The organism is Acinetobacter puyangensis (assembly GCF_900096995.1).
Classification (GTDB): domain Bacteria; phylum Pseudomonadota; class Gammaproteobacteria; order Pseudomonadales; family Moraxellaceae; genus Acinetobacter; species Acinetobacter puyangensis.
Genome location: NZ_OANT01000005.1, coordinates 262,778 through 276,770, shown reverse-complemented (window position 1 = coordinate 276,770; position 13,993 = coordinate 262,778). Strand labels below are relative to the sequence as shown.

At 39.8% G+C, this 13,993-nt stretch carries 15 protein-coding genes; 6 read left to right on the top strand and 9 right to left on the bottom strand.

Features of this window, described 5'->3' with window-relative positions; all coding sequences use genetic code 11:
- Positions 1–12 precede the first annotated feature (12 nt).
- From tatC to CRO21_RS11530, 7 genes are all read right to left on the bottom strand, one after another.
- On the bottom strand, positions 13–762 hold the full coding sequence (gene tatC, locus CRO21_RS11560) for a twin-arginine translocase subunit TatC (RefSeq protein ID WP_097079461.1): 750 nt from the start codon (positions 760–762) through the stop codon (positions 13–15).
- Positions 759–1,172, bottom strand: a complete 414-nt coding sequence (gene tatB, locus CRO21_RS11555; protein WP_097079460.1) for a Sec-independent protein translocase protein TatB — start codon at positions 1,170–1,172, stop codon at positions 759–761. The genes tatC and tatB overlap by 4 nt, the downstream gene beginning before the upstream one ends.
- 17 nt (positions 1,173–1,189) lie before the next feature.
- Complete coding sequence (gene tatA, locus CRO21_RS11550; protein WP_378234936.1) at positions 1,190–1,405, bottom strand: Sec-independent protein translocase subunit TatA; 216 nt, start codon at positions 1,403–1,405, stop codon at positions 1,190–1,192.
- 124 nt (positions 1,406–1,529) lie between these two features.
- Positions 1,530–2,273: an ABC transporter ATP-binding protein gene (locus tag CRO21_RS11545; protein WP_097079458.1), complete on the bottom strand. Its 744-nt coding sequence runs from the start codon at positions 2,271–2,273 to the stop codon at positions 1,530–1,532.
- Between the two features lie 52 nt (positions 2,274–2,325).
- Positions 2,326–3,129 (bottom strand): ABC transporter permease, encoded by an 804-nt coding sequence (locus CRO21_RS11540; protein ID WP_097079457.1) that lies wholly within the window; start codon positions 3,127–3,129, stop codon positions 2,326–2,328.
- A gap of 10 nt (positions 3,130–3,139) precedes the next feature.
- Positions 3,140–3,970, bottom strand: a complete 831-nt coding sequence (locus CRO21_RS11535; RefSeq protein ID WP_097079456.1) for an ABC transporter permease — start codon at positions 3,968–3,970, stop codon at positions 3,140–3,142.
- Positions 3,971–3,982: 12 nt separating this feature from the next.
- Complete coding sequence (locus tag CRO21_RS11530; RefSeq protein WP_097079455.1) at positions 3,983–5,068, bottom strand: ABC transporter substrate-binding protein; 1,086 nt, start codon at positions 5,066–5,068, stop codon at positions 3,983–3,985.
- A 316-nt stretch (positions 5,069–5,384) separates the two neighbouring features.
- On the opposite strand from CRO21_RS11530, the gene CRO21_RS11525 reads away from it, so the two are divergent.
- The 6 genes from CRO21_RS11525 to CRO21_RS11500 all read left to right on the top strand — a co-directional run bounded on the left by CRO21_RS11525 (position 5,385) and on the right by CRO21_RS11500 (position 11,889).
- Complete coding sequence (locus tag CRO21_RS11525) at positions 5,385–6,512, top strand: LLM class flavin-dependent oxidoreductase (protein ID WP_097079454.1); 1,128 nt, start codon at positions 5,385–5,387, stop codon at positions 6,510–6,512.
- A gap of 204 nt (positions 6,513–6,716) precedes the next feature.
- Entirely contained in the window at positions 6,717–7,568 is an 852-nt protein-coding gene (locus tag CRO21_RS11520) for an energy transducer TonB (RefSeq protein ID WP_097079453.1), read from the top strand.
- Between the two features lie 77 nt (positions 7,569–7,645).
- Positions 7,646–8,338 carry a MotA/TolQ/ExbB proton channel family protein gene (locus CRO21_RS11515; RefSeq protein WP_097079529.1) on the top strand — a complete coding sequence of 231 codons (693 nt, stop codon included), beginning with the start codon at positions 7,646–7,648 and terminating at the stop codon, positions 8,336–8,338.
- The gene (locus tag CRO21_RS11510) at positions 8,338–8,742 is read left to right on the top strand and encodes an ExbD/TolR family protein (protein WP_097079452.1); all 405 of its coding nucleotides are present in this window, start codon (positions 8,338–8,340) and stop codon (positions 8,740–8,742) included. Before CRO21_RS11515 ends, CRO21_RS11510 begins: the two co-directional genes overlap by 1 nt.
- Before the next feature lie 429 nt (positions 8,743–9,171).
- The gene (locus tag CRO21_RS11505; protein ID WP_097079451.1) at positions 9,172–11,145 is read left to right on the top strand and encodes an oleate hydratase; all 1,974 of its coding nucleotides are present in this window, start codon (positions 9,172–9,174) and stop codon (positions 11,143–11,145) included.
- A 492-nt stretch (positions 11,146–11,637) separates the two neighbouring features.
- The gene (locus CRO21_RS11500; protein ID WP_228150425.1) at positions 11,638–11,889 is read left to right on the top strand and encodes a hypothetical protein; all 252 of its coding nucleotides are present in this window, start codon (positions 11,638–11,640) and stop codon (positions 11,887–11,889) included.
- A 339-nt stretch (positions 11,890–12,228) separates the two neighbouring features.
- Here CRO21_RS11500 and CRO21_RS11495 read toward each other — a convergent pair whose 3' ends face one another.
- Complete coding sequence (locus tag CRO21_RS11495; RefSeq protein WP_097079449.1) at positions 12,229–12,732, bottom strand: flavin reductase; 504 nt, start codon at positions 12,730–12,732, stop codon at positions 12,229–12,231.
- Positions 12,733–12,937: 205 nt separating this feature from the next.
- Entirely contained in the window at positions 12,938–13,969 is a 1,032-nt protein-coding gene (locus CRO21_RS11490; RefSeq protein WP_097079448.1) for a methionine synthase, read from the bottom strand.
- Between the last annotated feature and the right edge of the window lie 24 nt (positions 13,970–13,993).

Sequence of the window (13,993 nt, the reverse complement as noted above, 5' to 3'; positions counted from 1 at the left end):
GGTTCATGCTTTTTAATTTTGTGTTTTTATCGATAATTTGGTAATAAATAAGCCTGTTTCAAACAATAACCACATCGGTACAGCCAGTGCCAGCATACTAAAAACATCGGGCGGGGTAATAAACATCGCAATAAAAAAGAAAAACACAATAATATGTTTGCGATGTTGTTCAAGTTGTTGAATCGATAATATGCCTGTAAGGATAAGTAAATATGTCAAAATTGGAATTTGAAATGCCAGACCAAACGCCAAAAATAATTTTACACAAAAATTAAGATAACTATTGATATCTGTCATCGGTAAAACATTTTCAGGTGAGGCAAGAATGAAGAACTTTAATGCCAGTGGCAAAATCAGGCTATAACTAAAAATAATCCCGCTAAAAAAAAGTAATGTACTTAATGCCAGTATCGCCAGCCCTAGCTTTTTTTCTGTCTGATAGAGTGCAGGCGCAATAAAGTGCCAGATTTGATAAAGCGTAAAAGGTATGGTAATTAAAAATGCCAGATAAAGATTGAGTTTGAATGGTGTAATAAATGTACTCATCACATCTGTGGCAATCATGCTGGTATTGGTAGGTAATAACTTGACCAGTGGTTGCGACAAAATATCATAACTATGTTTGGCAAACGGTAATAAAACAAAAAACACCAGCAAAAGTGCAGCAATAATATAAATCAAACGTTTTCTAAGTTCTTTTAAATGCTCAGAATATTTCATTGCAGGCAAAGCTGGTTGGTCTTCGAGTATTTTCTCAGTCATGCAACTTGTTTCACCTCATGGCTTTGTATAAAAAAATCTTTGTGATAGGGCACTTGAATATGATGATCCTGTACAAAAATATAAGTGAGTGCCGATGACTGATGCGGAGTTGATTTTACCCTTGGTGTATCATCATGAAAATGATCGATGTCTTGTTGCATTTGTGCGAGTTGCGCTTTTAATTTTTCTTCATTTTCTTTAATTTTTTTTAATTCTTGATCCATGAGCTGTTTTAACTCGACAAGTTCCAATTCATTTTCAAAATCTTGTTGGATTTTATTCAGTGTTTTTCTAAAATTTTGATATTTTATCATTACAGATCTAAGGGTCTGCGGTAGTTTTTCTGGTCCCAAGATAATTAATGCAATTACCAGAAAAACAAAAATCTCGCCAAAGCTAATATTAAACATAGATCATAAGCCAGAAATTAATTAATCTTTTCTTTATTGACTTCGAGTGATCTAACATCTTTAATTTGTTGACTTGATGTGGGCTCTAATTTTTCATCATGATTGACTGAATCTTTAAAATCCTTGATTGCACCGCCCAAGTCTTTACCTAAATTTTTTAATTTAGATGTACCAAATAATAAAATGACGACCAAAGCAAATAATAAAATATGCCAAATTGATAATCCCATGATTAATCTCCTGTGTCTTAATTAAAATAGTATAACGTTATTCAGTTTATTTTCTAAATCATAATAAACCGATTGGATATTCCTTTTTAAGCAATATAAAAAATAGATTGAATAATCTGTATATTATCTAATGATGTAGGTTTGCCAGTGCCTGATTACGAATATGAAATAATGTCTGATCTTCTTTATGTCGTGGATGTTTAACATTTACGTCAATGATCTGGTGAATTTGTCCTGGTCGTGCTGACATCACAATAACACGGTCACCTAAAAAAACGGCTTCTTCAATATCATGGGTGATCAAGATCATGGTGATTTTTTCTCGTTCCCAAATATGTTGCAGTTCTTTTTGTAATGTACTCCGTGTAATGGCATCCAATGCCCCAAAAGGTTCATCGAGTAATAAAATATCCGGTTTATTGACTAGACCTCTGGCAATGGCGACACGTTGTGCCATACCGCCGGATAACTGATGCGGATAAGCCTGTTCAAAACCTTTTAATCCGACCATATCAATATGTTGCTGAATCAGTTTTGATTTTTCTCGAGTGCTTAAAGGGGTTTCGGCCAAAGCCAAGCCAATGTTTTCTGTCACACTTAACCAAGGTAGCAATCGATGCTCCTGAAAGATTAACCCTCTTTTGAGATCAGGACCTTTGATTGGCGCCTGATTGAGGAGAATTTCGCCATCATAATCGAGATCAAGACCTGCGATGAGTCGTAACAGCGTAGATTTACCACAACCGCTGCTACCGACAATGGAGATAAATTCCCCTTGTTGGATATCAATATCAATGTTTTTAAGTACATTGAGGTATTGTTGATCCTGGGTAAAGGATTTACTGACATTTTGAATAGAAAGTAATGACATGATGTATCCGTTAATATATGTAGGGTTTAATTTGGCCCGAATTTTAGTTCTATCAGGACAGCTTGTTTTCTGGTCGCCATTTTAATAAAGCTCTGGAGAGCATGCGGATAAAAGTGGTCATCAATACACCCAGTGCCGTCACTGTAATCGCGCAAACCAGTAGAATATCCATTTCAGCATTAACCTCGGCTTTCATCATTAAATTACCCAAGCCGGCACCTGCATTAAATAATAATTCACTTGCTGTGGTGGTGATCCAAGTAAATGGAACAGCCAGATTAAGACCAGTGAGAATATAAGGTATGGCTTGTGGTAGACGGATTTGTCGAAATTCACGCCATGTCGAAAATTGATAAATGGCTGCCAGTTCCTGATATTTTGACTCATGCTGGCTGAGCCCTTGGTAGGTATTAATCACCAGTGGATAGAATGAGGCTAAGGCAATAATAAAAATTTTGGCGGTTTCGCCATTACCAAACCATAATGCAATTAAAGGCGTTAGACCTAATAAGGGCACTTGGCGAATGGCGTTAAATAGGGGAGATATAAAGGCATTTAAAAGTTTTGAATACGCCAATAATGCGCCGAGGCTAATCCCCGCTAGACTCCCCAATACCAAACCTAGCAAAGCTTTTTTTAAACTTCCCCACGTGTTATAGCCAAGTTCACCATTATTAAGCAGGCTGATAAAAGCCTCCCAAACCTGTTGTAAGGGTACAAATGCATAAGCATGACTGGCGCTTTTACCTGAACTATATTGCCATAATAACAACAAAATGATGGGAATCAGCCAGCCTTTGAGTGATCGTAGCTTGAAATTAAATCTGGGAAAATAGCGTGGCGAAGACAGTTGCATCCTGATTCTCCTATGCGCGTTGTGAATGTTTTAGCAGATGCTGTTCAATCATGCGTAAGCTTTTATCCAGAATAAAGCCGACAATACCTGTGATAAATACACCAACCATGACAATATCCAGACGTAACATTTGTCGTCCTAATTCCATCATTTGTCCGATCCCTGTACCCGCAGCAAGTAATTCGACTGCCACAAGAATTAACCACGCACGACCTAATGCGATGCGTAATCCACTGATTAATGGCGGTAAAATTGAGGGAAAAATAATAAATTTCAGCCAAGATCGGCCACTTAATTGATAGATTTTTCCCAGTTCAATATATTGTTTGGGAATATTTTTGACGGCATCCATTGTTGCTAGAGCAATGGGGAAAAAACATGCTTTGATAATCAGCAGAATTTTAAAAACTTCGCCAATACCAAAAATTAAAATAAAAATCGGGATAAGTACGAAAATCGGAATCTGATACAGAATATTAAAGAGTACAGAAAAATAATCACGAAACTGTTGGTTGGCTGCATATAAAATACCGAAAATGATTCCGGATAATGCGCCAATCGAAAAACCAAAAAATAAACGATATAAACTATCGCCCAAATGCAATTTAAGCTCACCACTTTGCAGCAAATAAATAAAAGTGTGCCAAACATTTTGTGGTGGCACTAAAATTTGTGGTGGGAATAATTGATATTTTGCAACCAGATACCATGCCAAGAAGAATAAAATGGGTGAAAGAATAGAGATCAATATATAAACATGATGATATTTGAATCGTTTAATCCATGTATTGCTGGCATATTCCTGTAAAAATATAGACTGATGTTTGACGAATACTTTCATGACTACAATCCATTATTGTTGGGTATTTTGCCAATAATTCTCAAGGTTTAAATTCTTAAGCGCCTGTTGTGAAAAGCGTGGATCAAGTAAGGACTGGCTGCTAATCGGCTGTTGGATTAAACCATTTTGAGTGGCATGTTGAATTACTCGATCATAATGTTCGGTCAAAAAATTGACTTGATAAACTGGCGACCAATCCTGTTTCCAGTTACTTTGACTGTTGTTCTGTTCTCGCTGAATAACGCTTAAGGGTTGCCCAAATCTGGTTTGGCTTTGTTGATATTCAGCCTGATGCTGAGAAATCCAGTGATTAGCACGGACTGTCGCATCTGCCAAGAGTTGAGTAATCTCCGGATGCTGTTGAATATATTTTTGACTGCCCCATAATTCTGCTCGCATTTTCCAGTTTGGTGGCAAATCTTGTGAAGACCAGATAATCTTGCCCAGTTTTTTATCTTCTAGGGTTAATGCATCACTCAAGGTAAAAAATCCATCAACACTTTTGGCAGATAGTGCTGCCGCACCCGCCTGCGGATTTAAATTGACCAACTGAAAATCTTTAAGACCTAAGCCTTTTTCGTTAATGAGTTGAGCAAAATTGATTTCCCATGGGCGTCCACGATGTAAGGCAATTTTTTTACCTTTTAAGTCCTCAATACTTTGTGCGGTTGAATCAGGCGGGACAATTAAATAAACATTACTGCCGATGCCACCCGGAATAACAATTTGTGTTTTGACGCCGGTAGCGTTTAGAACAACCCCGGGTAAATTGCCATAAAAAGCAAAATCGATTTTATTGTTGATGAAACTTTCATTGACCAATGTCGCAACGGCCGCAGTGGTGACAGGTTCCCATTTCAGTTGAATATTACGTTTTTTCAACTCTTCCAGAAAAACCGGATCTTTGGCAATACGTTCCGGTGCCCCCATAAAATCCAGCGTACCTGATGTTCCATTTGCAACAACTGCAATTCGTAATTGTGTTGCAGTATTATTTTCCTGTGATTGTTGCGTCTGGTCAGCAGACTTGGAACAACCGGAAAGGGAAAATAATGTCCCTAAAAATAGGACAGACAAGACAATGATCTGGTTTCGCATGTAGCCACTATATAAATTTAATTGCAATGTTGGCTTCTTGAGCAAGTTCCAAGCCAAAAAAAATTATTTTTATAAAACAAAGGATTGATTAAATATCATGGCGGTGTCCACTATACTATTGTTGAAATCCGGTCATTTTTACAGTGGCGATTGTTGGAATATCAACAATACTTTTGATCTCTCTTATGATTTTCTTTTTAAATCATTAATTAAAATAAAGGCTTAGATTAAAAAATATAAAACGGCATGGATTCTGCTCTTGGACAGCACCAGAGATCAAATGATGTCTATAATCCAATAGAGATAGAGAAAAATTATGTCAGTAGAATTTTTATGGCGTATTCCTGTACATGGTGATGGTCGTCGCGCACATACCGCCCATAGCCGTGGGGAATGGAATCAGTTACAGCCAGGTCAAACACCAAAACGGGTGGCACCACAATTTAATGATGCAAAATTCGCCTATTATGATTATATCGAACAGGTTGCCAAAGCTGCCGATATAGTTGGTTTCCATGGTGCACTGATTCCTGCATTTCCACATACCGAAGAACCTTGGGTACTGGCGTCGGCTTTAGCACGACAAACCAAAAATTTACGTTTATTGATTGCGATTCAGCCTTGGTTTATTAATCCGGCTTATGCCAGTCAGATGGCTGCGAGCTTACAAAGGCTAAGCAATGGGCGAGTGGAATGGAACGTCATTTCCGGCGGCGGTGGGAGTCAACAGAAATCTTATGGCGACTTCATCAATCATGATCAACGCTATGCTCGTACCAGTGAATTTCTGGAATTTGTAAAAGGATATAGCCATCATGCGCCTTTCGACTATGATGGAAATTTTTTTCGGGTGGAACAAGGCGGTTTGCATTATCCGATGAATCAATATCCGCTACCTCGACTTTGGCTTGCTGGTGCCAGTGAGGCTGCCTTACATGTTGCGGGCCAGCATGCAGACATCCATTTGACTTGGGCTGAACCGGTTGCGCAGCAAAAACAGGTCATCGAACATGCCAAAGCTTTTTTTGCTCAGTATTATCCAGATAAAAAAGTTCGCTTTGGGATTCGCATTGATATTTTGGCACGTCCTACCTATGAGCAAGCAGTGCAGGAACTCAAACAAATGCATGAATCGGTTGATCTACAACAGCAAGGTTTTGCCCGTGGCGATAGTGAATCTGTTGGTGCAAAACGGCAAAAAGCGCTCAGTGAGGGTAAGCAGTTTGATGATTTATTTATTTCAGCAAACTTTTGGGCAGGGATGTCCAATGTCCGTGGTGGACCCAACGGTATTTTGGTGGGGAGTTATGAACAGGTTGCCGAGCGTTTACAAGCGTATATCGAGATTGGGGTAGAGCATTTTATTCTTGCCAGTAATCCTCATCTTGAAGAGGCTTATCGGGTAGGTGAAGAAGTGCTGCCATTATTAAAATCCGTACCTTAGGCTTTTTTTTTGCATAATTTATATGCCTTTTTATATATGGAAAGGCATTGTTGTTTAGGCAACATTAAACTGTCTGAAAATCAACAGTAAATGATCCATAAAATTCACTTTAAACATAAAATATTATAAATAACAATAATTTATTTTTGTGGCATAGCTTATGCAAGAAGTCCTTATCATTAAATTCGTTTGTGTTGCTATAAAATGAGTGAAATTGGATTAAACCATTCGAAGCGAGCCTTGCTTTATCATCAGGTTGCTACACCGCATAGCCATGATGATATTAAAGCAATAGAACCTTTTGCAGGGCAGCAAAATCATCATGTTGGACCACCGCATCAACATCGTGGCAAAAAACTATTGCTCGTTGCAGCCATTATCGCTGCTTTGCATTTTTCAGTCTGGTATGTTGCCAAACAATTGCCGACACCACCCTTGCAGGAAAAACAACCGACGCCGGTGGTGATTGAGATTGTCAAACCAGAACCGAAAGAAGAGCCGCCTAAGGTGATAGAACCGAAGATACCACCTGTAGTACAAAAGCCAAAAGTACCGCCTGTGGTTGAAAAGCCGCAACCTGTGAAAAAAGTGGTTGAGCAGCCTAAACCGGTGCAGAAATCTACGCCGCAACCTGTTGCCAAGGCGGTTGAGCAACCACAACCCATTGCACAGCCACAACCTGCGCTTACTGAGAATGTTCGTCCGACACCTGCGCCAACACCAACACCTGCGCCGAATCCTGCACCGCAACCAGTAGCAGAAAATTTGCCAGTGACAGAAGCGAAAGGCTATGCAGGTTATCTGAGCAATCCCGCACCTGAATATCCTGAAATTGCATTGGATCGAGGGTGGGAAGGATCGGTCATTCTACGTGTCAAGGTTTCACCGAGTGGTAGTCCTGTCACTGTCAATGTCAAACAGGGCAGTGGTCGAAAAGTTTTAGATGATGCTGCGGTGAGAACTGTAAAACGCTGGAAATTCTCTCCTGCCATGCGTGGTTCTACAGCCATCGAAGGCTGGGTTGATGTCCCGATCAACTATCAATTACCCAGATAAATAAATTTTTAAATATTTTAGAGGAATTTAACATGACTGATATTAATACATTAATCCATGATGCGACCATCTGGTTACTGATTGCTTTTTCGATTGTGACCTGGTTATTGATTGTGGTCAAAGCCATACAAACCCAAAAAGCCGGTAAACAAAGCAAACAATTCGTTGATAAGTTCTGGCAGGCGAAAAATATTCCCGAAGCGATTAAAAGTGCCGAGCTGGCAGAGGGACCAACCGCCCGTATTGCCCAAGTTGGTTTTAAAACATTGCTTGATGCCAATGAAAAGACTCATCAGGATTTACAGCAAAGCTGGAGTCGTCAGGATCTGCTGGAGCGTCATCTGCGCAAACAGATTTTAACTGAACGACGTACCTTGGAAAAAGGTTCTGCCATTTTGGCTTCTGTTGGTAATAACGCTCCGTTTATTGGTCTATTTGGTACGGTATTCGGGATTATTCATGCCTTGCAAGCGATTGCCCAATCCGGTAATGCCAGTATGGATGTGGTCGCAGGACCAATTGGTGAAGCATTGATTGCAACTGGTATTGGTATTGCCGTAGCAGTTCCTGCGGTATTGGCCTATAACTATTTTGTAAGAAAAATCAAAGGAATCGGTGCAGATCTAGATGATTTTGCTACAGATTTTGTTAGTCTTAATCAAAAAACTGGTTTTCAGGTAACAAATCCTCAGGCCACTGTCAGCGTAGGCGAAAATCGTGTTGAAAAATCAACAAAATCTGAAGCGAAAGACAAAGAGGTATTTGCATAATGGCTATTTCAACTTCACAGGATGATGATGTCGTCAGTGAAATCAACATCACCCCGCTGGTGGATGTGATGTTGGTGCTGCTGATTGTATTTATTGTCACTGCGCCCCTGTTAACCAATACCGTTAAAGTGAATTTACCCAAGGCTGCACCGACACAGACAACTGACCAAAACAAGGCAGTGGTTATCAGTGTCAATCCGGAAGGTGAAATTTTTCTGGATAAAGATAAAGTGGCTTTGGAAAATTTTGAGCAGGAAATACAAACGCGTAAGAATGCCAATAGCCATCTGGCATTAAATCTGAATGCTGATGAAACTGTACCTTATGGTACGGTCGCAAAACTATTGGCCAGTATTGAACGTGTCGGTGTAGAAAAACTATCGGTAATCACGGTACCAAGTTAATTTTCTTGAAGAAGAATTATTAAGCAAATTGGATTGGATACTTATTAACTTATGCTATGCAGCAGCCTATTTTGAAATAGAAATTCCAGAATAGGCTGCTTTCAAAGTGTTTAGATAAAGTTTTGTCTACAATGTACAGTTATTTATTTTATTTGGATTTTTATGGACTATATTTTTGATATATAGGCATTATATTATTTCCCAAAAATAAGTCACTGCAAACTAAATCAAGTAAATTTTTAGTTATATCTTTTTTATAAAAACTTGGCGACGAATAAGAACTGGATGTAAATATTCTTTTACCTCCCTACACATTCGCCTTCTTTTAAAATAATTTTTGTAATAGCTGCTCGCACCATATACCAATTGACATCAAAAGCTGAAAATTTGATAATTTCTGGGCGTTCATCAACAACAGAAGATAAGATAATGACAGAAAACGCCGGCAATATGCCAGAGACAGTTCCAACTAAACCACCAATCGAAGCCAATGTAGGGGCTAGTTTCTGGTACAAGAGCCCGAAAGATACTCTTCCACCACCGGATATGATGGGGCCATATATGCGCAACCGTCCCATTCCGGTTGAAGTGGTTGAAGGGCGTAAGGCGTGGATCATTGGCAGTGGCATTGCCGGCCTTGCAGCAGCTTACTACATGATCCGTGATGGCCGTATGAAGGGCGAGGACATTACCATCCTTGACAGCATGGATATTGCTGGTGGTTCACTCGATGGTGCCGGCAATGCTGAAGACGGTTATATTATTCGCGGTGGTCGCGAGATGAACTTCAATTACGATAACTTCTGGGATATCTTTCAAGATGTCCCGGCGCTAGAATTGCCTGAGGGCTACAGTGTGCTGGATGAATATCGGCTGATCAATGACAATGACCCTAACTTTTCTAAGGCTCGGCTCATGCACAAGCAGGGGCAGATCCGCGATTTCTCGACATTGGGGCTGAGCAAAGTTCATCAATGGGAGATTATCAAACTGCTGCTCAAGCGCAAGGAAGACCTCGACGATATCACCATCGAACAGTATTTTAGCGAAAGTTTTCTTGAAACCAATTTCTGGTATCTATGGCGCTCAATGTTTGCCTTTGAGAACTGGCAAAGTCTGCTGGAAATGAAGCTTTATATGCATCGTTTCCTTGATGCTATTGATGGCTTAAATGATATGTCAGCTTTGGTTTTTCCTAAATATAATCAATATGATAGCTTCGTGGTGCCGCTGACTCGTCTACTGAAGGATAAGGGCGTCAAGATACAATTCAATACCCGCGCTTATGACCTTGACTTGACCGAAGAAGATGGTCGCCGTACCGTAACGGCCATCCGTTGCAAGGTGGGGGATCAGGATGAAACCATTGCTATCGGTTCAAAAGATGTAGTGTTTGCACTGACTGGTTCAATGACTGAGGGCACGGCCTATGGTGATCTGGATACGGCACCCGTTTTAGCTTCTGGCAATGAGGAAGTGGGCGAGGACAGTGATTGGATGCTATGGAAGAACTTGGCAAAGAAATCACCTGTCTTTGGTAAGCCGGATAAATTCTGTGGTAATGCGGCGGGTTCAATTTGGGAATCGGCAACGTTGACCTGCAAACCTTCACCATTAATTGATAAACTCAAGGAACTGTCGGTCAATGATCCTTATTCCGGTAAGACGGTGACTGGCGGAATCATTACTTTCACCGACTCCAATTGGGTGCTGAGTTTCACTTGCAATCGCCAGCCACATTTCCCGACCCAGCCTGATGATGTGCTGGTACTATGGGTCTATGCGCTGTTGATGGACAAAGATGGTAATTACATCAAGAAACCAATGCCGGCATGCACTGGCCGGGAGGTTCTCGCAGAGCTCTGTTATCACCTCGGCATAGTTGATCATCTCGATGAAATTGCGGACAACACCAAGGTTCGCCTTGCATTGATGCCCTACATCACTGCGCAATTCATGCCGCGTGCGGCGGGTGACCGGCCACGCGTTGTGCCTGAGGGTTGTACAAATCTCGCATTGCTGGGGCAGTTCGTGGAAACCAGTAACGACATTATTTTTACGATGGAAAGTTCAATTCGCACAGCGCGGATAGGAGTCTATACGTTATTGAATCTTCCCAAACAGGTCGCCGACATTAGCCCGACACAATATGACATCCGTAATATATTGAAAGGGGCTCGGGCACTTAATAATAATGAGCCGTTTCCTGGTGAACGGCTTTTGCATCACTTGCTCGACAAAAGTTATTATGCCCATATTCTGCCACCTTTACCTGAGCGTGAAGATAAAATCCGTGATCTTACAGAAGCTGAATTATCGGTGCTTCTTGGTAAAGGCAGTCAGGCGCTTGGTTCGATCTTTGGTTGGTTCGATAAATTAAGAGATGGACTGCGAAACAAATAAAAGTAATGAGTAATTAATCGCCATAGGCGCGCAAACATGAGTTGTGCGCCTTTTTAATGCATCATGGATTATGAGAGTGGGTAAGAGGCGAGACTGCACCGATTAAAACATGACATTGATTCTTATCAGTTCATGCTGAGATGGAACGGCATCTTCTTATCTGAAATGTATAATCTAAAGCAATACGTCATTTAATCCGTTACAAAGAGATCAGTTATTCAATCATCGTTCATTGGCAGATAAACAATAGGACGAGAGTTTATAGCTGTTGGAGAGATAGAAATAATAAAGCCTAGATTGTTATGCGGTTTTTAAAGTAAATTTTATTAAAATATGTCATCTGAATAGTATTTAAAAGACATTGTATTTTTAAGTGATTTAATTTTTAATGTCCACTTCATATAGATAATTAATCTTTGAATTCAGATGAAAAGAATTTTCGTATTTAGTTTGGCGTTAATATCCATATTATCTCTTACGAGCTATTTGCAAATGTTCTCACCAACAGTTGCGAATATGCGTCCAGACGTATATCAATTACAAGCTCAAAGTAATGCCTTTGGTTCGAGAGAAGCGTTAAGAAATAAATTACTTAAGAAAGCAGGTGAAATATGTGGTTCGGTAGGTTTTGATGAATTAGATGCTAACAATAATATTACTAATCATTTTACTTCATATAATTCCGGTATGGTAATACCTGTTAGTACAAAGGCGGCAATAATGACTATTAAATGTAAAGAATAGATCGTACAACTTATTGGGGTCAGATCATTCGGGTGGGTTTTTTATAGCAAAATGCGATAAATTTAATGGACATAATGACTCATATGATAATCATTGAAAAAAGTATTGCTCTATATCTATGATGACTCGGATTAAAGCGCTACTAAATGTCGGTTTTAAACGCATGTATCTGGACGAAGGATTAAAAGTTGATATTCTTCACGATGTGCTTTTAAAAAGTTATAATGCAAATACAACAGAAATTGCTTACCCAATTACTCCCCCTAAATTTAAACAATGACCAGAAAAATGATAGCCTATGATTACTTGATGCGACAGAACAAAAAATAAAAAGTCACCTTAAGCGATTTCTACCTGCTCGACATGATGCCCCACCTGATGATAGCTGCGATTAAAATAAACTAAGCCTTGGTCATGTTGACTTTGTTTAATTGCGACAATACCACAGATAAAAATAGTATGTGTTCCAACTTCCTGAATTTGCTCAATCTGACAATCAAAACTTACCAAAGCATCTTCTAATACTGGTGAACCCGTTTCTAATGCTGTCCAATTACCATGTTCAAAGCGTTCTTCTGAACTCATTTTGGATGAAAATACGTTAGAAATATGTTGATGTTGTGCACCTAAGACATTCACAGTTAAAATTTTATTTTCTATAAAATGAACATGTGACCTAGAAGCTTTATTCATACATACCAATAATGTCGGCGGTGTATCGGTGACACTACACACAGCAGATGCAGTGAATCCATGACGACCAGACAAGCCAGCCGTGGTCACCACATTGACCGCACCTGTTAAAAAAGACATTGCATTTTTAAAGTCTGTTGCTTCAATCATCACATTGTTCCTAAATTGAACCGTATTTTTTAGATTTAATGATAGCCAAGCTATACTATATCATCATGGAGATACATCATCTGAATGTGTTCCACGTAGAGCTGGCATGTCCTCTTGATTGGACAGCAGGTTAACGGTTTGATCATAAATATCAACCCCAATCAAACCGAAAACAGCTATCCTTTACACATCACGGAATCAGTTATTACTTGGTCGAAAGCTCTTTTCGGATGATTTCCGCGCCTGCACTTAAAGCATTGAGCTTGCCTCTTGCAACTTGACGAGATAAAGGTGCCATGCCACAGTTGGTACAAGGATAGAGCTTGTCGGCATCTACAAACTGAAGTGCTTTTCGTAGTGTATTAGCAACTTCCTCTGGTGTTTCAATGGTATTGGTTGCCACATCAATGGCACCAACCATTACTTTTTTACCACGAATCAGTTCAAGTAGATCCATTGGCACATGAGAGTTGTGACATTCTAGTGAGATGAGATCGATATTGGATTGTTGCAGTTTTGGAAATGCTTCTTCATATTGTCGCCACTCTGAACCCAATGTTTTTTTCCAATCAGTATTGGCTTTGATGCCATAACCATAGCAAATATGTACCGCAGTTTCACATTTCAGCCCTTCAATGGCTTTTTCTAAAGTGGCAATCCCCCAATCATTGACCTCATCAAAAAATACATTAAATGCAGGCTCATCAAATTGGATAATATCCACACCAGCGGCTTCTAACTCTCTGGCTTCTTGGTTGAGGATTTTGGCAAATTCCCAAGCGAGTTTTTCGCGGCTCTTATAGTGACCATCATAGAGTGTATCAATCATCGTCATTGGACCTGGTAGTGCCCATTTAATCGGTTGATTAGTTTGCTGACGTAAAAACTTAGCGTCTTCAACAAAAACCGGCTTTTGACGAGATACCGCACCAACCACTGTCGGCACACTTGCATCATAACGATTACGGATTCTGACAGTCTCACGTTTTTCAAAATCAACGCCATTAAGATGTTCAATAAACGTGGTGACAAAATGTTGGCGAGTTTGTTCGCCATCACTGACGATATCAATGCCCGCATGTTGTTGTTCTTGCAATGCCAAAAGTAAGGCATCTTGTTTGCCTTCGATTAATTGGTCACCTTGTAATTTCCAAGGTGACCAAAGTTTTTCAGGCTCTGCAAGCCAAGATGGTTTTGGTAAACTGCCAGCAGTTGAAGTCGGTAATAATCTTTTCATAATCAATAATCTTTTCTATCTTGG